Origin of the sequence: Enterobacter sp. MF024 (assembly GCF_005843915.1) — a bacterium.
GTDB lineage: Bacteria > Pseudomonadota > Gammaproteobacteria > Enterobacterales > Enterobacteriaceae > Enterobacter > Enterobacter barmai.
In genome coordinates this window covers 24719-45727 of sequence record NZ_VCBB01000001.1, presented here as the reverse complement: position 1 = coordinate 45727, position 21009 = coordinate 24719, and the positions used below count along the sequence as shown (strand labels likewise).

At 58.9% G+C, this 21009-nt stretch carries 21 protein-coding genes; 14 read left to right on the top strand and 7 right to left on the bottom strand.

Annotated elements, in window-relative coordinates; genetic code table 11:
• Nucleotides 1–229: 229 nt before the first annotated feature.
• Nucleotides 230–1414, top strand: a complete 1185-nt coding sequence (locus FFB58_RS00230) for a nucleoside transporter C-terminal domain-containing protein (protein WP_039032310.1) — start codon at nt 230–232, stop codon at nt 1412–1414.
• Between the two features lie 135 nt (nt 1415–1549).
• On the opposite strand, the gene FFB58_RS00225 is transcribed toward FFB58_RS00230, so the two are convergent.
• Together FFB58_RS00225 and putP are read right to left on the bottom strand one after the other, a co-directional pair.
• Nucleotides 1550–1969, bottom strand: coding sequence for a DUF3574 domain-containing protein (locus FFB58_RS00225; protein WP_138368602.1), 420 nt, complete (start codon nt 1967–1969; stop codon nt 1550–1552).
• 116 nt (nt 1970–2085) lie between these two features.
• Nucleotides 2086–3594, bottom strand: a complete 1509-nt coding sequence (gene putP / locus FFB58_RS00220) for a sodium/proline symporter PutP (RefSeq protein ID WP_138368601.1) — start codon at nt 3592–3594, stop codon at nt 2086–2088.
• Nucleotides 3595–4014: 420 nt separating this feature from the next.
• On the opposite strand from putP, the gene putA reads away from it, so the two are divergent.
• On the top strand, nt 4015–7977 hold the full coding sequence (gene putA / locus FFB58_RS00215) for a trifunctional transcriptional regulator/proline dehydrogenase/L-glutamate gamma-semialdehyde dehydrogenase (RefSeq protein ID WP_138368600.1): 3963 nt from the start codon (nt 4015–4017) through the stop codon (nt 7975–7977).
• Nucleotides 7978–8091: 114 nt separating this feature from the next.
• Complete coding sequence (locus FFB58_RS00210; protein WP_138368599.1) at nt 8092–8487, top strand: lysozyme inhibitor LprI family protein; 396 nt, start codon at nt 8092–8094, stop codon at nt 8485–8487.
• Here the strand turns inward: FFB58_RS00210 and rutR are convergent.
• On the bottom strand, nt 8484–9122 hold the full coding sequence (rutR, locus tag FFB58_RS00205) for an HTH-type transcriptional regulator RutR (RefSeq protein ID WP_039032305.1): 639 nt from the start codon (nt 9120–9122) through the stop codon (nt 8484–8486). The genes FFB58_RS00210 and rutR overlap by 4 nt on opposite strands.
• A 250-nt stretch (nt 9123–9372) precedes the next feature.
• Here rutR and rutA point away from each other — a divergent pair, with 250 nt between their 5' ends.
• The 7 genes from rutA to rutG are packed head-to-tail and all read left to right on the top strand — an operon-like array spanning nt 9373 to nt 14805.
• Nucleotides 9373–10464, top strand: a complete 1092-nt coding sequence (rutA, locus tag FFB58_RS00200) for a pyrimidine utilization protein A (protein WP_039032304.1) — start codon at nt 9373–9375, stop codon at nt 10462–10464.
• Nucleotides 10464–11156 carry a pyrimidine utilization protein B gene (gene rutB, locus FFB58_RS00195; RefSeq protein WP_138368598.1) on the top strand — a complete coding sequence of 231 codons (693 nt, stop codon included), beginning with the start codon at nt 10464–10466 and terminating at the stop codon, nt 11154–11156. The genes rutA and rutB overlap by 1 nt, the downstream gene beginning before the upstream one ends.
• 11 nt (nt 11157–11167) lie before the next feature.
• Nucleotides 11168–11554, top strand: coding sequence for a pyrimidine utilization protein C (gene rutC, locus FFB58_RS00190; protein ID WP_138368597.1), 387 nt, complete (start codon nt 11168–11170; stop codon nt 11552–11554).
• A gap of 7 nt (nt 11555–11561) precedes the next feature.
• Nucleotides 11562–12374, top strand: a complete 813-nt coding sequence (gene rutD / locus FFB58_RS00185; protein ID WP_138368596.1) for a pyrimidine utilization protein D — start codon at nt 11562–11564, stop codon at nt 12372–12374.
• Nucleotides 12371–12961, top strand: a complete 591-nt coding sequence (locus FFB58_RS00180) for a malonic semialdehyde reductase (RefSeq protein WP_138368595.1) — start codon at nt 12371–12373, stop codon at nt 12959–12961. The genes rutD and FFB58_RS00180 overlap by 4 nt, the downstream gene beginning before the upstream one ends.
• A 9-nt stretch (nt 12962–12970) precedes the next feature.
• Complete coding sequence (gene rutF / locus FFB58_RS00175) at nt 12971–13462, top strand: NADH-dependent FMN reductase RutF (RefSeq protein WP_138368594.1); 492 nt, start codon at nt 12971–12973, stop codon at nt 13460–13462.
• A 20-nt stretch (nt 13463–13482) separates the two neighbouring features.
• Nucleotides 13483–14805 carry a pyrimidine utilization transport protein G gene (gene rutG, locus FFB58_RS00170; protein ID WP_039032298.1) on the top strand — a complete coding sequence of 441 codons (1323 nt, stop codon included), beginning with the start codon at nt 13483–13485 and terminating at the stop codon, nt 14803–14805.
• Here rutG and FFB58_RS00165 read toward each other — a convergent pair.
• Nucleotides 14796–15716, bottom strand: coding sequence for a DMT family transporter (locus tag FFB58_RS00165; RefSeq protein ID WP_039032297.1), 921 nt, complete (start codon nt 15714–15716; stop codon nt 14796–14798). The two genes, rutG and FFB58_RS00165, sit on opposite strands and share 10 nt — an antisense overlap.
• Nucleotides 15717–15855: 139 nt before the next feature.
• Complete coding sequence (locus tag FFB58_RS00160; RefSeq protein ID WP_072036748.1) at nt 15856–16032, bottom strand: general stress protein; 177 nt, start codon at nt 16030–16032, stop codon at nt 15856–15858.
• Between the two features lie 394 nt (nt 16033–16426).
• Between FFB58_RS00160 and wrbA the strand changes: the two genes are divergently transcribed.
• Nucleotides 16427–17023: an NAD(P)H:quinone oxidoreductase gene (gene wrbA, locus FFB58_RS00155; RefSeq protein ID WP_039032295.1), complete on the top strand. Its 597-nt coding sequence runs from the start codon at nt 16427–16429 to the stop codon at nt 17021–17023.
• A gap of 20 nt (nt 17024–17043) precedes the next feature.
• Nucleotides 17044–17271, top strand: a complete 228-nt coding sequence (locus FFB58_RS00150) for a YccJ family protein (protein WP_039032294.1) — start codon at nt 17044–17046, stop codon at nt 17269–17271.
• 502 nt (nt 17272–17773) lie between these two features.
• Here FFB58_RS00150 and agp read toward each other — a convergent pair.
• Complete coding sequence (gene agp, locus FFB58_RS00140) at nt 17774–19015, bottom strand: bifunctional glucose-1-phosphatase/inositol phosphatase (protein ID WP_138368592.1); 1242 nt, start codon at nt 19013–19015, stop codon at nt 17774–17776.
• A gap of 146 nt (nt 19016–19161) precedes the next feature.
• Between agp and FFB58_RS00135 the strand changes: the two genes are divergently transcribed.
• Both FFB58_RS00135 and catA read left to right on the top strand, forming a co-directional pair.
• Nucleotides 19162–19632: a helix-turn-helix domain-containing protein gene (locus FFB58_RS00135; protein WP_138368591.1), complete on the top strand. Its 471-nt coding sequence runs from the start codon at nt 19162–19164 to the stop codon at nt 19630–19632.
• Between the two features lie 80 nt (nt 19633–19712).
• Nucleotides 19713–20372: a type A chloramphenicol O-acetyltransferase gene (gene catA, locus FFB58_RS00130; RefSeq protein WP_138368590.1), complete on the top strand. Its 660-nt coding sequence runs from the start codon at nt 19713–19715 to the stop codon at nt 20370–20372.
• Nucleotides 20373–20500: 128 nt separating this feature from the next.
• Here the strand turns inward: catA and tssD are convergent, their stop codons facing one another.
• Nucleotides 20501–21004 carry a type VI secretion system tube protein TssD gene (tssD, locus tag FFB58_RS00125; RefSeq protein WP_138368589.1) on the bottom strand — a complete coding sequence of 168 codons (504 nt, stop codon included), beginning with the start codon at nt 21002–21004 and terminating at the stop codon, nt 20501–20503.
• Nucleotides 21005–21009: the final 5 nt, after the last annotated feature.

The following is a 21009-nucleotide window of genomic DNA, read 5'->3' as shown; positions in this document are numbered from 1 at the left end:
GCCGTCAACTGATGCAAAGAAAGGTAAATTCTTGTGATAGTGATTATCATTACGGCAATAAGAAATACAAGCGAAATATGCTGCATTTTGATGACAGGATGTAAAACCATAACGTAAACATAATCACTTAAGTGATTAAAAGGTTTATAAGTTAAGACTTAAAAGTTCATTTACGGTTACGGCAGGCTGTGGCTAAATGTGCGCCTCACTAATCTGCTGAAAATCAACTATGTATCAATTCCTGCACTTCCTGCTGGCGCTGGTGGTTATCCTTGCGCTGGCCTGGCTGGTCAGCTTCGACCGCCGCAGCGTTCGCATTCGTTACGTCATTCAACTTATCGTTATTGAGATTGCGCTGGCGTTCTTTTTCCTTCACGCCGAAAGCGGCCTGTTTGTTATTCAGTACGTCTCGGGCTTCTTTGAGTCGTTACTGAAATATGCCGCCGAAGGCACCAACTTTGTATTTGGCGGGATGGGCGAAAAAGGGCTGGCGTTTATTTTCCTCGGCGTCCTGTGCCCGATTATCTTTATTTCCGCGCTGATCGGTATTCTGCAGCACTGGCGCATTCTGCCGGTGATTATTCGCGTTATCGGCACCCTGCTGTCGAAAGTGAACGGCATGGGCAAGCTGGAATCCTTTAACGCCATCAGCTCCCTGACGCTCGGCCAGTCAGAAAACTTCATTGCTTACAAAGGGGTGCTGGGAGATCTCTCTTCCCGTCGTCTGTTCACCATGGCGGCCACCGCAATGTCCACCGTTTCCCTGTCCATCGTCGGCGCCTATATGACGATGCTGGAGGCAAAATATGTGGTGGCGGCGCTGATCCTGAATATGTTCAGCACCTTTATCATCCTGACGGTGATTAACCCGACCCGCCCGGAAGCGGAGCCGGAAATTAAGCTCGAGAAGATGCACGAATCCCAGAGTTTCTTTGAGATGCTGGGGGAATATATTCTGGCCGGGTTCAAAGTGGCGATGATTATTCTGGCGATGCTGATTGGCTTTATCGCCCTGATCAGCGCCGTCAACGCCCTCTTCTCAAGCCTGTTTGGTTTGAGCTTCCAGCAGATTCTGGGTTATGTCTTCTATCCGCTGGCCTGGCTGGTGGGGATCCCGCTGAGCGATGCCCTGCACGCGGGCGGCATTATGGCAACCAAGCTGGTGGCGAATGAATTTGTGGCGATGATCGAGCTGCAAAAAATTGCCGCTCAGATGACGCCGCGCGGGCTGGGGATCCTGTCGGTGTTCCTGGTTTCCTTCGCCAACTTTGCCTCTATCGGCATTGTCGCGGGGGCGATTAAGGGGCTGAACGAGCAGCAGGGTAACGTGGTGTCACGATTTGGTCTGCGCCTGGTGTATGGCGCGACGCTGGTAAGCCTGTTGTCGGCGAGCTTTGCGGGACTGGTGCTGTAGCTCTGGTGCGGTAAAACGCCCGGCGGCGAGGTAAATGCAAAACGGTAACTCAGGTTACCGTTTTTAATGTTTTCACCCTCTCCCTTTGGGAGAGGGCCGGGGTGAGGGGATCAGGCCGCACCCTACCGGGCGGGTTTAAAACTGCACGCACACCGGCTGGTCAACGCGCATCACCGACTCCTGGGCGAAGCGCTGTTTATAGATCCCCCGCAACGCCTCGATATTGCTCTCGCTCTGAGCATCTTTGCCGTGGATCAGCATCAGCGCCTTGCTCGACTCGCGCGCCACTTTCCCGTCGTTACCGAGCCACTGCCCGCGCGCATCAAACACCGTTAAGCCATCGCGAAAACGCGGCGTGACGTCCCGATCGACAAACTGCTGCCACTCCTGGCCGGTGATCGCCTCGCCTGCCGGACGGTTAAGGCCGAAATAGAGGGTGGTCTGCTGCATCTGATTATCGGCTTTGCAGATGTTATCCGCGGGGGTGTGCGATGGGGCGTTGCAGCCTGCCAGCAGTAACATTGCGCCTGCCATCAGCCCTGTTTTGATTGTCATGCTTTGCTATCCTCATTGTTATAAGCACAAGGATATCAACGTAATTTTTGAATTTTGGCAAGAAAAAAGCCGGGTGGCGCTTGCGCTTACCCGGCCTACGTGAAGGGAGAAACTTTTTACTCAGCCTGTAACTTCGTTGGTGCAGTGGTGTGATACATCGCATCGGCGTCGGCAAAGCGTTTCTGCATCGTGGCAGACGGCGCTTTACCCAGCAGACTGAAGACCACAATCCCGATGCTGCCGAAGATAAAGCCCGGGATGATTTCGTACAGACCCAGCCACGCAAACTGTTTCCAGACGATCACCGTGACCGCACCGATAATCATCCCCGCCAGCGCGCCGTTACGTGTCATGCGGGACCACATCACCGAGAAGAGCACCACCGGACCAAAGGCGGCACCAAAGCCTGCCCAGGCGTAGCTCACCAGACCCAGCACGCGGTTTTCCGGGTTAGATGCCAGGGCGATAGCGACCAGGGCTACCACCAGCACCATCAGGCGACCGACCCACACCAGCTCTTTCTGGCTGGCGTTTTTACGCAGGAAGGCTTTGTACAGATCTTCGGTGATGGCACTGGAGCAGACCAGCAGCTGGCAGCTCAGGGTGGACATTACCGCCGCCAGGATGGCGGAGAGCAGAATACCGGCGATCCACGGGTTGAAGAGGATCTGCGCCAGCTCGATAAACACGCGCTCGGCGTTCTGGTTTACCGCGCCCGCCAGAGACGGGTTGTTGCTGAAGTAGGCAATCCCGAAGAAGCCTACCGCACAGGCGCCGCACAGGCAGAGGATCATCCATGCCATGCTGATACGACGGGCATGAACGATGGTGTGGTGAGAGTCTGCCGCCATAAAGCGCGCCAGGATGTGCGGCTGGCCGAAGTAACCCAGCCCCCAGCCCATCAGCGACACGATGGCGACAAAGTTCAGCCCTTTCAGCATATCGACGTTTTCAATGCTCTTCTGCTGGATAACCGCCAGCGAATCACCCAGACCGCCCACGGAGAGGATCACAATCACCGGGGTCAGGATCAGGGCAAAAATCATCAGGCTCGCCTGCACGGTGTCGGTCCAGCTTACCGCCAGGAACCCGCCCACGAAGGTGTAGAGGATGGTCGCCGCCGCGCCCGCCCAGAGTGCGGTTTCGTAGCTCATGCCGAAGGTGCTTTCGAACAGACGCGCGCCCGCCACGATGCCGGAGGCACAGTAGATGGTGAAGAACAGCAGAATAACCGCCGCTGAGATAATACGCAGGATGCGGCTCTTATCTTCGAAACGGCCGGTGAAGTAGTCCGGCAGGGTCAGGGCGTTGTTGTTGGCTTCGGTGTGCACGCGCAGACGCCCGGCCACCAGTTTCCAGTTAATCCATGCCCCCAGCGTCAGGCCGATGGCGATCCAGCTTTCCGAGATCCCGGAGAGAAAGATGGCGCCCGGCAGCCCCATCAGCAGCCAGCCGCTCATATCCGACGCACCCGCAGAGAGCGCGGTCACGAACGGCCCAAGGCTACGCCCGCCGAGGATGTAGTCGTCAAAGTTCTTGGTAGAACGCCATGCAAGGAACCCTATCAGGATCATGCCAAAAATATAGATAAGAAATGTCACCAGCATCGGTGTGCTAATTGCCATTTAAATACTCCGCAAAGATGTTCGACGGCCTTTCTGACCGTCTTTATTACACCCCCGGAACGAGGGGGTGATGATGTGTGTTTCTGTTGGCCGCGCGTATCCTGCCGTATGCGCCTCCATGACACAAACGATTTAACACTGCATTTACATCAATTTCATCCCCGGTTTCACACCAGATTCCTGGAGGTTGCACTCGCTCACGTTTTTTGCGGTTGCACCTTTAAAAAGTGTTAAGCGCCGCATGAAAACAGGCTTCACTCTTAAAATCCACACTTATTTTACGGTTAACCATGCAGTAACATTCCATTCATTTTCCAGCTTGCAAACCGGGTCACATTTAACGTGGTTGCACAAAGTTGCAACATAGTGGATATTTCACGTTAACTACACTAGCGCTACTGAATCACAGGAGTTTTTGGCATGGGCATGACCACTATGGGGGTTAAGCTGGATGACGCGACCCGCGAACGGATTAAATCGGCCGCAACCCGAATTGACCGCACGCCACACTGGTTAATTAAGCAGGCAATCTTCAACTATCTGGAAAAACTGGAGAGCGACGACGCCCTGCCAGAGCTGCCTGCCCTGCTGGCCGGTGCCGCCAACGAGAGCGACGACAGCGCCGAGGCGAGCGATGAGATCCACCAGCCGTTCCTCGAATTTGCCGAGCAGATTTTGCCGCAGTCGGTGAGCCGTGCGGCCATTACCGCCGCTTACCGTCGTGCCGAGACCGACGCCGTACCGATGCTGCTGGAGCAGGCGCGTCTGCCGGAGCCGATTGCCTCCCAGGCCCACAGCCTGGCGTATCAGCTTGCTGAAAAACTGCGTAACCAGAAAAACGCCTCAGGCCGCGCCGGGATGGTGCAGAGCCTGCTGCAGGAGTTCTCCCTCTCCTCTCAGGAGGGCGTGGCCCTGATGTGTCTGGCGGAAGCGCTGCTGCGTATCCCGGACAAAGCCACCCGCGACGCCCTTATCCGCGACAAGATCAGCAACGGCAACTGGCACTCCCACATTGGCCGCAGCCCGTCGCTGTTCGTGAACGCCGCCACCTGGGGCCTGCTGTTTACCGGCAAGCTGGTCTCCACCCATAACGAAGCCAACCTCTCCCGCTCCCTGAACCGCATTATCGGCAAGAGCGGCGAGCCGCTGATCCGTAAAGGCGTGGACATGGCGATGCGCCTCATGGGCGAGCAGTTCGTGACCGGCGAAACCATCGCCGAAGCGCTGGCTAACGCCCGTAAGCTGGAAGACAAAGGCTTCCGCTACTCCTATGACATGCTGGGCGAAGCGGCGCTGACCGCAGCCGACGCGCAGGCCTATCTGGTCTCTTACCAGCAGGCGATCCACGCCATCGGTAAAGCCTCCAACGGCCGCGGCATCTATGAAGGCCCGGGGATCTCCATCAAGCTCTCCGCCCTGCACCCGCGCTACAGCCGCGCCCAGTACGATCGCGTGATGGAAGAGCTCTACCCGCGCCTGAAGTCCCTGACCCTGCTGGCGCGCCAGTATGATATCGGCATCAACATCGACGCCGAAGAGGCCGACCGCCTGGAGATCTCCCTCGATCTGCTGGAAAAACTGTGCTTCGAGCCGGAGCTGGCGGGCTGGAACGGGATTGGCTTTGTTATTCAGGCCTACCAGAAACGCTGTCCGTTCGTGATTGACTACCTGATTGACCTCGCCACCCGCAGCCGTCGCCGCCTGATGATCCGTCTGGTGAAGGGCGCCTACTGGGACAGCGAGATCAAACGCGCCCAGATGGACGGTCTGGAGGGCTATCCGGTCTACACCCGCAAGGTCTACACCGACGTCTCCTACCTCGCCTGCGCCAAAAAGCTGCTCGGCGTGCCGAACCTGATCTACCCGCAGTTCGCCACCCACAACGCCCACACCCTGGCGGCCATCTATCAGCTGGCCGGTCAGAACTACTATCCGGGCCAGTACGAGTTCCAGTGCCTGCACGGCATGGGTGAACCGCTGTACGAGCAGGTCACCGGTAAAGTAGCGGATGGCAAACTGAACCGTCCATGCCGTATTTACGCCCCGGTCGGCACCCACGAAACGCTGCTGGCGTACCTGGTGCGTCGTCTGCTGGAAAACGGGGCTAACACCTCCTTCGTTAACCGCATCGCCGATGCCACCCTGCCGCTGGACGAGCTGGTGGCGGATCCGGTCCAGGCGGTGGAAAAAATGGCCGCTCAGGAAGGTCAGGTCGGTCTGCCGCATCCGAAGATTGCCCTGCCGCGCGAGCTGTACGGCAATGGCCGTATCAACTCTGCAGGCCTGGATCTGGCGAACGAACACCGTCTGGCGTCCCTCTCCTCGTCGCTGCTCAACAGCGCCCTGCAGAAGTGGCAGGCAAAACCGATTCTGGAGCAGCCGGTCAGCGACGGCGAAATGCAGCCGGTGGTCAACCCGGCCGAGCCGAAAGACATCGTCGGATTTGCCCGCGAAGCTACCGAACAGGAAGTGGATCTGGCCCTCGACAGCGCGGTGAACAACGCCCCTATCTGGTTCGCTACCCCACCGCAGGAGCGCGCGGCCATTCTGGAGCGTGCTGCGGTGCTGATGGAAGATCAGATGCAGCAGCTGATTGGCATTCTGGTGCGTGAAGCGGGTAAAACCTTCAGCAACGCCATCGCCGAAGTGCGCGAGGCCGTTGACTTCCTGCACTACTATGCCGGTCAGGTCCGTGACGATTTCGACAACGAAACCCACCGCCCGCTGGGCCCGGTGGTCTGTATCAGCCCGTGGAACTTCCCGCTGGCCATTTTTACCGGCCAGATTGCCGCCGCCCTTGCCGCCGGTAACAGCGTGCTGGCAAAACCGGCCGAACAGACGCCGCTGATTGCCGCCCAGGGGATCAATATCCTGCTGGAAGCGGGCGTTCCGGCGGGCGTGGTGCAGCTGCTGCCAGGCCGCGGCGAGACCGTTGGCGCGAAGCTGACCGCCGACAACCGCGTGCGCGGCGTGATGTTCACCGGCTCCACCGAAGTGGCCTCCCTGCTGCAACGCAACATCGCCACCCGTCTGGATGCTCAGGGCCGTCCGACGCCGCTGATCGCCGAAACCGGCGGTATGAACGCGATGATCGTCGACTCCTCCGCCCTCACCGAGCAGGTGGTGGTGGACGTGGTCGCCTCGGCCTTCGACAGCGCCGGACAGCGCTGCTCTGCCCTGCGCGTGCTCTGCGTGCAGGATGAAGTCGCCGACCACACCCTGAAAATGCTGCGCGGCGCGATGGCGGAATGCCGGATGGGCAACCCTGGCCGTCTGACCACCGACATCGGTCCGGTGATTGATGCCGAAGCGAAAGCCAACATCGAAAACCACATCCAGACGATGCGTGCTAAAGGCCGTCCGGTGTACCAGGCGGTGCGTGAGAACAGCGAAGATGCCCGCGAGTGGACCAGCGGCACCTTTGTAGCCCCAACCCTGATTGAGCTGGCGAGCTTCGACGAGCTGAAGAAAGAAGTGTTTGGTCCGGTACTGCACGTGGTGCGCTACAACCGTAACAATCTCGACCAGTTGATCGGGCAGATCAACGCCTCCGGCTATGGTCTGACCCTCGGCGTGCATACCCGTATCGACGAGACCATCGCCCAGGTGACCGGCAGCGCCAACGTCGGCAACCTGTACGTGAACCGCAATATGGTGGGCGCCGTGGTTGGCGTGCAGCCGTTCGGCGGCGAAGGGCTGTCGGGCACCGGTCCGAAAGCCGGTGGTCCGATGTACCTCTATCGCCTGCTGGCCAACCGTCCGGCGAAGGCGCTGGGCGTGACCCTGGCGCGTCAGGATGCGCAGTACGCGGTGGACACCCAGGTGAAAACGGTGCTGACCCAGCCGCTGGAAGCCCTGAAAGCCTGGGCAGAAAAACGCCCTGAGCTGCGTGAGCTGTGCCAGGAGTATGGCGAGCTGGCGCAGGCCGGAACCCAGCGCGTGCTGCCAGGCCCAACGGGCGAGCGCAACACCTGGACGCTGATGCCGCGCGAGCGCGTGCTGTGCGTGGCGGATAACGAGCAGGATGCGCTTACCCAGCTGGCGGCCGCGCTGGCGACCGGATGTGAAGTGCTGTGGCCGGAAGATGGCCTGCACCGCGACCTGGCGAAGCAGCTGCCGAAGGCGGTGACCGAACGCATTCGCTTTGCCAAAGCCGATGTGCTGACCAGCCAGCCGTTTGACGCGGTGATCTATCACGGTGACTCTGACCAGCTGCGCGAGCTGTGTGAGCAGGTTGCGGCCCGTAACGGCGCGATCGTCTCGGTGCAGGGCTTCGCCCGGGGTGAAACCAATCTCCAGCTGGAACGCCTGTACGTGGAGCGTTCGCTTAGCGTCAACACCGCCGCAGCAGGGGGTAACGCCAGCCTGATGACCATCGGTTAAGCGTGCAATCCGTCCCCGGTGGCGCTACGCTTACCGGGGCTACAGAGAATGACAATGTGGTTTTCACAGGCCGGATAAGCGTAGCGCATCCGGCTTTTTTATTCGGAGGGAAAGATGAAACGAGCTTTTATCGCCGGTGCTGCACTACTGCTGAGCACTGGCGCCCAGGCGGACGAGTGCGCCAACGCCAGCACCCAGACGGAAATGAATACCTGTACCGCGCAACAATATCAGGCCGCAGATAAAACCCTGAACCAGACTTATCAGGCGGCCATCAAACGCGCCGAAGCGCCCCAGCGCGAGCTGCTGAAAAAGGCCCAGCAGGCGTGGATCGCCCTGCGTGATGCCGACTGCGCCTTTATCGGCTCCGGCACCGAAGGCGGCTCCATTCAGCCGATGATTGTGAACCAGTGTCTGGCAGATAAAACCAACGAACGTGAAGCGTATCTGGCCACGCTGATGCAGTGTGAAGAGGGCGACCTGAGCTGCCCTCTGCCACCGGCGAATTAACGCACCCGGATCCCTTCGATGATCATCCGCTCAACGTTTTCCACCGTGCTGTGGAAGAAATCATCATCCTTGAGCGTCTTGCCCGTCACCGCCTCGACCTGAGCGGAAAAGTCGGCGTAATGCTGGGTGGCGGCCCAGATCATAAAGATCAGATGGTGCGGGTCCACCGGTGCCAGTTTGCCGGTGGCGACCCAGCCGGCAATGATCGCCGACTTCTCATCCACCAGCGATTTCAGATCGCCGCTCAGCGCCGCCTTCAGCAGCGGTGCCCCCTGCAGCATCTCCAGACAGAACAGCCTCGAGGCCTGAGGGTAGTCCCGTGAGACCTCCAGCTTCAGGCGGATATACTGCTGGATTGCCAGCAGCGGGGTGAGCTCCTCGCGAAACGCCTTCAGCGGTGCCAGCCAGATATCCAGAATCTGTTGCAGGACGGCAATGTACAGCGCCTCTTTCGAGGGGAAGTAGTAGAGCAGATTGGTTTTCGACACCCCGGCCAGTTCAGCCACCTGCTCCAGGCGCGTACCGTGAATGCCAAACTGCGAGAAGGTCTCCAGCGCCGCCGAGAGGATCGCCTGTTTTTTCGCGCTCACTGCCTGCGAACGTTTACCGCCTGTTTTCACTGCGCCTTGCGCCATGGGCTCACTCCTTGTTGATATGCCCCCAGCATAGCAAAAACCCCAGGCCTGCTACGACAATCTGCACCGCTACCGCGCACGACTGCCTGCTTTGTGTGCAACTATTTTGACCAGACAGTCCAGTTTTAGAGCCTGCAATTCATCAACCATTCGTTAACACCATAATAACATTACCAATTTCAAAACTGGCATCGCCTTTGCAAAACCGACCTCAGACTTTCCCCCATGCTGAGATGAAGAGAGGTTCGTGATGAAAATTGGCGTATTCGTTCCCATTGGCAACAACGGCTGGCTTATCTCTACCCACGCGCCGCAGTACATGCCGACCTTTGAGCTGAACAAAGCCATCGTGCAGAAGGCAGAGCACTATCACTTCGATTTCGCCCTGTCGATGATTAAGCTGCGCGGCTTCGGCGGTAAGACAGAATTCTGGGATCACAACCTGGAGTCCTTCACCCTGATGGCGGGGCTGGCGGCGGTTACCTCGCGCATCCAGATCTACGCTACCGCCGCCACCCTCACCCTGCCTCCGGCCATCGTGGCGCGGATGGCCTCCACCATCGACACCATCTCCGGCGGGCGCTTCGGCGTAAACCTCGTCACCGGCTGGCAGAAGCCGGAGTATGAGCAGATGGGACTCTGGCCGGGGGATGACTATTTCGCGAAACGCTACGACTACCTCACCGAGTATGTGCAGGTCCTGCGCGATCTGTGGGGCACCGGCAAGAGCGACTTCAAAGGCGAGTTCTTCACCATGAACGACTGCCGCGTCAGCCCGCAGCCGTCGGTGCCGATGAAGGTGATCTGCGCCGGGCAGAGCGATGCCGGGATGGAGTTCTCGGCGAAATACGCCGACTTTAACTTCTGCTTCGGTAAAGGGGTCAACACCCCGGCGGCCTTTGCCCCTACCGCCGCCCGCATGAAGGCGGCGGCTGAAAAGACCGGGCGCGACGTCGGCTCCTACGTGCTGTTTATGGTGATCGCCGACGAAACCGACGAGGCGGCGCGGGCGAAGTGGGAGCACTACAAAGCCGGGGCCGACGACGAAGCCCTGAGCTGGCTCAGCGAGCAGAGCCAGAAGGACACCCGCTCCGGTTCGGACACCAACGTGCGCCAGATGGCCGACCCGACCTCGGCGGTGAATATCAACATGGGCACCCTGGTGGGCTCTTACGCCAGCGTGGCGCGGATGCTCGATGACGTCGCCAGCGTCCCGGGGGCAGAAGGCGTGCTCCTGACCTTTGATGATTTCCTTACCGGCATTGAGACCTTCGGCGAGCGCATCCAGCCGCTGATGCAGTGTCGCGCCCACATTCCGGCCATCACGAAGGAGGTGGCGTAATGACGACCCTGCCCGCACGCCCGGAAGCCATCACCTTTGACCCTCAGCAGAGCGCGCTGATCGTGGTGGATATGCAAAACGCCTACGCCAGCCCCGGCGGCTATCTCGATCTCGCCGGGTTTGACGTCTCCGCCACCCGCCCGGTGATCGAGAATATCCGCACCGCGGTGGCCGCCGCCCGCCGCGCCGGAATGCTGATCGTCTGGTTCCAGAACGGCTGGGACGACCAGTACGTGGAGGCAGGCGGCCCCGGCTCGCCTAACTTCCACAAATCGAACGCCCTGAAAACCATGCGCCAGCGCCCGGAATTGCAGGGCCAGCTGCTGGCGAAAGGCGGCTGGGACTATGAACTGGTGAACGAACTGGTGCCGGAGCCGGGCGACATCGTGCTGCCCAAACCGCGCTACAGCGGCTTCTTTAATACGCCGCTGGACAGCCTGCTGCGCAGCCGCGGCATCCGCCATCTGATCTTCACCGGTATTGCCACCAACGTCTGCGTGGAATCCACCCTGCGCGACGGGTTCTTCCTCGAATATTTCGGCGTGGTGCTGGAAGACGCCACCCACCAGGCAGGACCGGCGTTTGCCCAGCAGGCCGCGCTGTTCAATATCGAAACCTTTTTTGGCTGGGTCAGCGACGTCGCCACCTTCTGCGACGCCCTCTCCCCCGCCGCGTATGCCCAAATAGCCTGAGGAGCAAGCCAATGCCGAAATCTGTGATTATTCCCCCGGGCACCAGCACCCCGATTGCCCCATTCGTTCCCGGTACCCTGGCGGACGGCGTGATCTACGTCTCCGGCACCCTGCCGTTCGATGCGCAGAACAACGTGGTCTTCCCCGACGACCCAAAGGCACAAACCCGCCACGTGCTGCAGACCATTCAGCGCGTTATCGAAACGGCGGGTGGGACCATGGAGGACGTGACCTTCAACAGCATCTTTATCACCGACTGGAAAAATTACGCCGCGATTAACGAAATCTACGCCGAGTTTTTCCCCGGCGATAAACCGGCCCGCTTCTGCATTCAGTGCGGGCTGGTCAAACCCGAGGCGCTGGTGGAGATCGCCACCATCGCCCACATCACGCCGTGAGGTTGCCATGAATCTGTCCATTTCACCGCCCCCCTTTGCCGGTGCGCCGGTTGTGGTGCTGATCGCCGGATTAGGGGGCAGCGCCAGCTACTGGCTGCCCCAGCTTGCCGACCTGGAGCAGGGGTATCAGGTGGTGTGCTATGACCAGCGCGGCACCGGCAACAATCCCGGCGAGCTGCCGGAGGATTACACCCTGGCGCAGATGGCCGACGAGCTGTGGCAGGCGCTGGATGCCGCCGGGATCGCGCAGTTCAGCGTGGTGGGCCATGCCCTGGGGGCGCTTGTCGGCCTGCAGCTGGCGGTGGATCACCCCGGCGCACTCAGCGCGCTGGTGTGCGTCAACGGCTGGCTGGCGCTGCATCCCCATACCCGGCGCTGCTTTCAGATCCGCGAGCGGCTGCTGCACGCAGGGGGCGCTCAGGCGTGGGTGGAAGCCCAGCCGCTGTTTCTCTATCCGGCGGACTGGATGGCGGCCCGCCAGCCGCGCATGGAGGCCGAAGAGGCGCTGGCCCTCGCCCACTTCCAGGGCAAAACCACCCTGCTGCGCAGGCTCAGCGCCCTGAAGCGGGCCGATTACAGTCGCCAGACCATGCGCATCCGCTGCCCGGTGCAGATCATCTGTTCCGCCGACGATCTGCTGGTGCCCGCGGTCTGCTCTTCGCAGCTGCACGCCGCCCTGCCCGACAGCATCTTCACCCGGATGCCCCGGGGCGGCCACGCCTGCAACGTGACCGAGCCGGAGGCCTTTAACGCCCTGCTGCAAAACGGGCTCGCCAGCCTGCTGCACCGCCACGAACGTTTATCGAAGGAGTTGCCATGAGTGAAGCCATCAACCCGACGGCGCAGCACGCGCTGTTTACCGAGGCGCGAACCCACAACGGCTGGCTGGATCGCCCGGTCAGCGACGAGACGCTGCGCGAAATTTACGACCTGATGAAGTGGGGCCCGACCTCGGCCAACTGCTCCCCGGCGCGGATGGTGTTTATCCGCACCCCGGAAGGCAAAGAGAAGCTGCGCCCGGCGCTCTCCAGCGGCAATCTGCAAAAGACCCTCACCGCCCCGGTGACGGCGATTGTGGCCTGGGACAGCGTGTTTTATGAGCGTCTGCCGGAGCTGTTCCCCCACGGGGATGCCCGGAGCTGGTTTGCCGCCAGCCCGCAGCTCGCCGAGGAGACCGCGTTTCGCAACAGCACGATGCAGGCGGCCTATCTGATCGTCGCCTGCCGGGCGCTGGGGCTGGATACCGGGCCGATGTCCGGCTTCGATCGGGAGAAAGTAGACGCGGCCTTCTTCACCGGCAGCAGCCTGAAAAGCAATCTGCTGATCAATATCGGCTACGGCGATACCAGCAAACTCTACGGGCGTCTGCCCCGTCTCAGCTTTGAAGACGCCTGCGGGCTGGCATAAGGAGCCACCATGAACATCGATAAACAGACTTTTCGGGATGCGATGGCCTGTCTCGGCGCGGCGGTCAATATTATCACCACCGACGGCCCGGCCGGCCAGGCGGGCTTTACCGCCAGCGCGGTGTGCAGCGTCACCGACTCGCCGCCGACCCTGCTGGTGTGCCTGAACCGCGGCGCGTCGGTATGGCCGGTGTTTAACGACAACCGCACCCTGTGCGTCAACACCCTGAGCGCGGGCCAGGAGTCGCTCTCGAATCTGTTCGGAGGGAAAACCCCGATGGCCGACCGCTTTGCCGCCGCCGACTGGCAGACGGGGGCCACCGGCTGCCCGCGCCTGGACGAGGCGCTGGCCTCGTTCGACTGCCGGATTAGCCAGGTGGTGAGCGTCGGCACTCACGACATTCTGTTTTGCGAGATCGTTGCAATTACCCGCCACCCGGTGCCGCAGGGCCTGGTGTGGTTTGACCGCGGCTACCACGCGCTGATGCGACCCGCCTGTTAACCCTCCTTAAGGAGCAGCTGATGGCACTATTCGGTTTTCCTCACTGGCAGTTAAAATCGACCTCAGAAAGCGGCGTGGTCGCGCCGGATGAACGTCTCCCGCTGGCGCAAACCGCGGTGATGGGCGTGCAGCACGCGGTGGCGATGTTTGGCGCCACGGTGCTGATGCCCATCCTGATGGGACTGGATCCTAACCTGTCGATTCTGATGTCGGGCATCGGCACCCTGCTGTTCTTTTTCATCACCGGGGGACGGGTGCCGAGCTACCTCGGCTCCAGCGCGGCCTTTGTCGGAGTGGTCATTGCCGCCACCGGCTTTAGCGGCCAGGGGGTTAACCCGCAGCTGAGCGTCGCCCTGGGCGGGATCATCGCCTGCGGCGCGATCTATACCGTGATTGGGCTGGTGGTGATGAAGATGGGCACCCGCTGGATCGAACGGCTGATGCCGCCAGTGGTGACCGGGGCGGTGGTGATGGCGATTGGCCTGAACCTGGCCCCTATCGCCGTTAAAGGCGTTTCCGGTTCGGCCTTTGACAGCTGGATGGCGGTGATGACGGTACTGTGCATCGGTCTGGTGGCGGTGTTTACCCGGGGAATGGTTCAGCGACTGCTGATCCTGGTGGGGCTGATCGTCGCCTGCCTGCTCTACGCCCTGGTGACCAGCCTCTTTGGGCTCGGCAAACCGGTGGATTTTGCCCTTGTGCAGCAGGCGGCGTGGTTTGGCCTGCCGCAGCTGACCTCGCCCACCTTTAACGGCCAGGCGATGATGCTGATTGCCCCGGTGGCGGTGATCCTGGTGGCGGAGAACCTCGGCCACCTGAAGGCGGTGGCCGGAATGACCGGGCGCAATATGGACCCGTATATGGGCCGGGCGTTTGTGGGCGACGGGCTGGCGACCATGCTGTCGGGCTCGGTGGGCGGCAGCGGAGTGACCACCTATGCCGAGAATATCGGCGTGATGGCGGTGACCAAAGTCTACTCGACGCTGGTGTTCGTGGCGGCGGCGGTGATTGCCGTGCTGCTCGGCTTCTCACCGAAGTTTGGCGCGCTGATCCACACCATCCCCGCGCCGGTGATTGGCGGGGCGTCGATTGTGGTGTTCGGGCTAATCGCGGTGGCCGGGGCGCGGATCTGGGTGCAGAACCATGTCGATTTGAGCCAGAACGGTAACCTGATTATGGTCGCCGTGACCCTGGTGCTGGGAGCGGGTGATTTTGCCCTTTCGCTTGGCGGCTTTACCCTCGGCGGGATCGGCACGGCCACTTTCGGCGCGATTGCCCTTAACGCCCTGCTCAGCCGCCGGATGGCCGGGGTGACGCAGGGCGAGGCGGTCCCTCAGGACTGATCCAGCGAGGCGCTGTCGGCTTCCGCCAGCGCCTTATTCTTTCTTTTGAGCTTTAGCTCGCTCACCAGCACGCCCGCAATGATAAAGGCGGCGCCCAGCAGAGCCAGCAACGGCAGACGCTCCCCGGCCAGACGGCCAAAGATCCCCGCCCACACCGGCTCGCCGGTATAGATAACCGTTGCACGCGTCGGGGAGACGCTGCGCTGGGCCCAGTTCATGGTCACCTGAATAATGGCGCTGAAAATCCCAAGCCCGAGCGCCACGATCCACAGCCCGGCCGACATCGGCGGAACGGATTCCCCCGCCGGGATCATGGTCAGAAACGCCACCAGCGAGGCGGTGGCCAGCTGCACAACGGTGACGCGCTTGACATCCACCTTTCCGGCCCAGGCGCTGATGAGGATAATCTCGGCGGCAATCGCCACCGCGCCCACCAGGGTAATGATCTCACCTTTCCCGAGCGCCAGCAGGTTATCTTCCGGCCCGGCCAGCAGGATCAGCCCGATAAAGGCCAGCACGATACCGATGCAGGACATCATCCCCGGCATCCGGCGCAGGCAGAGCCACTGCAGCAGCGGCACCAGCGGAACATACATGGCGGTAATAAAGGCCGATTTACTGCTGGGGATGGTCTGTAGTCCCCAGGTTTGCAGGCTGTAGCCCATCGCAATCGCCACCCCTATCGCCAGCCCCGCCTTCAGCTCGGTCATGGTCAGGCCGCGCAGGGTTTTGAGGGAAATCAGCGCCACCGCCAGCGCCGCCGTTGCAAAGCGCAGGCCGACAAAGAAGAAGGGATCGCTGAGCGTCACGGCGTACTGCACGGCCAGAAAGGTACCGCCCCAGAACATGGTGATAAGGATCAGGATCGCTTCCTGCGGCTTGATGGAGAAGGCATAACGAGAGGAGGACATGGGACACCAGGGTAAAAAGTTAATCCGCTAGTGTGGGAGGAATTTGATAACAGTTCAATAACAGGCACAAAAAAACCGCCGGGTATCCCGGCGGCGGGGGGCCTGGGGTCATGAGACCCGTACTTCAGACAGCGACAACTTATTTACTCCTGTTACCGCCATGGCTATTTTTACCCCCTTTTTTGCCAGCTTCGGATGCGCGCTGAGGGTCATTCTTGAAGTTACCCCCGCTCTGCTGGCCACCTTTACGTCCTGCTGCTGATGCTCTTTCACGGTCTTCTGCAAAATTACCTGACCCACCACGATGGTTTGCCATGTCGGACCTCCAGAGTTAGAAACATAAGATTTCATTCTGCATTCAGTGAAAGCGATTTCTTCCACCTGACGACGCTAAAAAAGTGGCTTTATCTGCGCCGCGTGAACCTAAGCTTAGTGGAGCATGGGCATTCAGCCAGCCAATCGTAATATCCTGCAATACGATATCAGCCTTTTGTATGAAGCCCGACGAAACGGAACCATAAACCTTTCTTATCATTCCAGAAATTCACAATAGGGAAAATGTGTCATTTTGCTACGAAGAAAGCCCGGCATTCTTTGTTGTTTAAAATCAAACAAATGGCCTTCAGATTTGCAGTCTCGCTGTCACGTCATATCTTTAAATGAGGACAGCATGCCGCTGGCCAAAAAAATCATGCGAGGAGTGAGGCGAAATGACGAGAATTCTGGTGCTCTACTATTCCATGTACGGACACATCGAAACCATGGCTCACGCAGTGGCGGACGGCGCCAGGAAAGTCGAGGGGGTTGAGGTAGTGATCAAACGCGTGCCGGAAACCATGCCGGCAGACGCTTTTGCCAAAGCAGGCGGCAAAGCGCAGGACGCGCCGGAGGCCTCTCCACAGGAGCTGGGCGATTACGACGCGATCATCTTTGGTACCCCGACGCGCTTCGGCAACATGGCCGGACAGATGCGCACCTTCCTCGATCAAACCGGCGGGCTGTGGGTGAAGAACGCGTTACACGGCAAGATTGCCAGCGTGTTCAGCTCAACCGGCACCGGTGGCGGACAGGAGCAGACCATCACCTCCACCTGGACTACCCTTGCCCACCACGGGATGGTCATTGTGCCGATCGGCTATGGCACGCAGGAGCTGTTTGATATTTCACAGGTTCGCGGTGGAACGCCTTACGGCGCGACCACCATTGCCGGTGGCGACGGCTCGCGTCAGCCGTCAGAAGCAGAACTGAACATCGCCCGCTACCAGGGTGAATATGTCGCCGGCCTGGCTGCTAAACTGAAAGGTTAACTCTCAACTGGAGGATCACTATGCCAACACAAGAAGCCAAAGCACATCGCGTCGGGGAATTTGCGCGCTTACGTAATACGTCACCGGAGATCGCCGAGGCGATTTTTGAAGTCGCAAAATATGACGAAAAACTGGCAGAGAAAATCTGGGAAGAAGGTAATGATGAGGTGCTGATGTTAGCCTTCGAAAAAACCGACAAAGACTCGCTGTTCTGGGGCGAGCAGACCATCGAACGTAAAAACGTCTGACCGCTGATCTATCCCCTCTCCCTTATGGGGAGAGGGTTAGGGTGAGGGGTCTATATGGCACTGGTGGTTATTCCGTTCACTTCCAGAGCTATGCTTTTCTGTCACAACGGAACCGGTGAACGTGCCAGGGCGGCTCAATCGCCACCGCCCTGGCAACCCGGGCTCCCGGCAAGAAAATCGCCGCTTCGCGGATTGTTCGCCCCATCCCTGGGACTCACCCCTTCGGGGCCAGCGCAAGCGCTGTCCAAAATTACTCCCGGCAATTTTGTCCTCAGCTTATTCCTTCAGGCTTTCGGGTCGGGCACCAGCCTGCATCCTTGCAGGCTATGCCCTCTCGGCGCATCCCTGCGCCTCGCCCCGGCCTTCCGGAAACGCTTCGGCGATTTTCAGCCGGACCATGACGTCGCTGTAGATATAAAGCCAGTCTGTACCACTGTAATCGCTATAAGCTCGATCGGTTCCCTCTCCTCTTTGGGGAGAGGGTTAGGGTGAGGGGCATCCCTTACTTCGCCGCCGTATTCAGCACCGTATTAAACGTCTCCACCGGGCAGAACCCATTCGCATCCACCGGACAGCCGTTCAGTTCCAGGGTGACGCGCTGCGCCGGGGCTTCTAACGTCAGCACCTGAGCATTTCGCAGCTGCTCCGTGCTCTGGTAAACATACTCAATTTTCATCAGGTCGCGGTTGCCGCTCTTGTCGTGCCAGCGCTGGAAGACGATCTTGCCGCCGATTGGCGTACGCTCGTACTGGCCGTGCAGCTGATAGGGTTTAAAATCGAGGGCCTTCAGCAGAGAGGCAATGTTGGAGTCATGCCCGACCAGCACGGTAATTTTCGGCGCTTTCGCCCGGTCGGTGACCAGCGCGTTGTCGATGTATTTCACCAGCGGTTTCGCCACGTTACGCGCCACCTCTGCGGAGGTGAAGAGCGAATCCTGATAGCCGTTTTTCAGCTGAGAGAGCACCCGCCACTGCTGGTCGGTTTTGATCTCGCCCCAGGCCACCTGATCCAGCGGGAAGCCCTCGTAATACTGCAACGTGAAGGCGTCCACCAGCGAGTTCCCTACCTTCAGCGGACCGGAGACGCCGGGCTCTTTCTGGTATTCGGCGCTGTAGGTGTCTTTCGCCTCCGTCAGGGAGCAGACCTGTTTCTCTTTGCAGGACGGCGACTGGTCGTAGTCGGTCATCTGCTCCAGCAGCTTGTAGCTCTCATCAAGCTGCATTCCGGCGCGCTCTTTATTCATCGCCTGCAGCGCTTTCTCGCGGAATTCCGGCGAGTTGTCGGTGATCACCGGATTGAAGGTTGGGTCCATGGTGCCCATCTGTTCCTGATGGTGCACCGGCACATCGCAGCCTGGGAAGGCGCCGGTAATGAAGAATTGCGCGGTCGCCACCGTGCGCTGGAGGCTGTTGGCATAGGCATAGACGCTGTTCGCCGCAGGACACTCCCCGGCGGTCACCAGGCCCTGCTCAGCCAGCCACTCGCGCATGTAGTGGCCCATATAGACCTCCAGCACGCCCCCTTTGGTGGTGAGCTGCCCGCCGGGCACATCCCACTCCGGCCATTTTTCCGGCGTCGACTGTTCAAGGACGCTGCCGTTGTTAGCCAGCGGCGCACGCAGGTTATGGCGGCTCATGATCAGAACCTGTTGCAGCTGATACCCTTCCGGCGCGGTTTGCGCCTGAACGCTACAAGACAATCCGATGCTGCCCGCCACGGCGACAGCGAGTAGTGCTTTTCTCATCCCTAATTCCTCACGTGTTTATTGTCGTTAACAGTGTGACAGATTTGTGACGAATTACCTGGAGCCTGCCCGCAAAGTGACGGCTTGCTTTGTACGTTAGGGCAGATTGGTTTTATAATTAAACTTACTGCTGATAAGGAGACACCGTGAAACGTACCCGTCTGGAAGAGAGTCCCTGCCCTGTTGCCCGCTCGCTGGATATTATCGGCGACTGGTGGTCCCTGCTGATCGTGCGCGATGCCCTGAGCGGCGTTACGCGTTTTGGTGAGTTTCAGAAAAGCCTCGGCATTGCGAAGAACATGCTGGCAACCCGGTTGAAGTTGCTGGTGGACGAAGGCATCCTGGAGCTGCAACCCGCTTCCGACGGCAGCGCCTGGCAGGAGTATGTGCTGACCGAAAAAGGCCGCGATCTGCAAACCGTGCTGCTGGCGCTCTCGCAATGGGGGAACGCGCACCTGTTCGCCGAGGGCGATACGGGAACCGTGCTGGTAGACGCGCGGGATCGCCAGCCCCTGCGCAGGCTAACGATGATCGCGAGCGATGGACGGGAGCTGGGGCCGGATGAGGTGGTGGCGAAATATCCGGCGCTGGAGGAGTCCTCTAACTCAGCAGATTAGATATTTCGAAAATCACCTGCATAAAGCACGACAACGCTCAGACTACTGTCTGATATATCACTGCCGGACAAAGGTTAAAAATGAAAAAAATAACGCCAGAATATACACCTGTTGACTTATCAACCTGGGCAAGGAAAGAGCATTTTGAGGTATTCCAGTCCTTTGCTGAATGCTCAATTAACCAGACGGTTCTGGTGGACATTACCGCGCTGCTAAAACATATCAAAGAGGTTGGCTGGAAGTTTTATCCGACGATTATTTCTCTCCTCGCTAAAATTGTGAACAGGCATGCGGAGTTTCGCATGGCCATGAAAAACAATGAGCTTGTCATCTGGAATGAAGTGCATCCCAGCTATACCATTTTCCATAATGAAACGGAGACCTTTTCATCATTATGGAGTCAATATGATGGCAATCTTCAGCACTTCCAGGACGTTTATTCAGAAGATGTAGCTCGCTATGGTAATAACCTTGCTTATTGGCCTAAGGGAGAGTCTCCGGAAAATATATTTTTCGTATCGTCGATTCCCTGGGTAACCTTTACCAATTTCAATATGAACATTGCGAAAATGCAGAACTTTTTCTCGCCGATGTTCACCTTTGGAAAATATTACAACCAGGATGGGAAAGTATTATTGCCTCTCGCTATTCAGATCCACCATTCGGTGTGCGACGGTTTTCATGCGGCAAGACTGTTTAATGAGTTACAGGAGATGTGTGACGACTTACGGCACCAGTGAGCGTCACGCAATGCGTGATGTGCTGTAGGTCTTCAAGTTCTTTTTACGGGGAGTGAGCGGGAAAGATGGCTATTATATGCTTTACTGCCCCGCTTTCTAGTGCAACGAGCCCAGCGCACAGACTCGTTTTATTCTCCAGCTTTTTGCTGCTGTGGCGCAGGCTTAGTCCAGGCATCAGCATATTTAATTACGCCGTCCAGATAATACCACTCAATGCTGTTATAACATAAACTAACAGTTTCAATCATATTGTGGCTATTGGTGCCCGGAATATACGTATGATTGGCATTTACAGACATGATGACAACACCTTCCAAAGTGACCCGATAGATTTCCCGCTCGATACCCGCAGCGTTGATTTCATAATATTTGATTTCAGCTTTTTGCAGTCGCCGCCCCACACAAATACAGATAGCAAGATAAGGAGACAGTTTATTCACCTGTTTATGGATAATGTATGGCGCATGCTGTCTGGTACCTGTCATTCTCCCGGTGTGCGTGTCAACCGGTTGGCTGACGCCATAGCTGCTACTCATTACTTCAATCGCGCCTTCACGGCCCAGAGCAAGGCTTCCGCCGTTTAATAACATCCCATTTTCATCGTAAAGAAACAGGTAGGCAGGTAATGACATGGTTA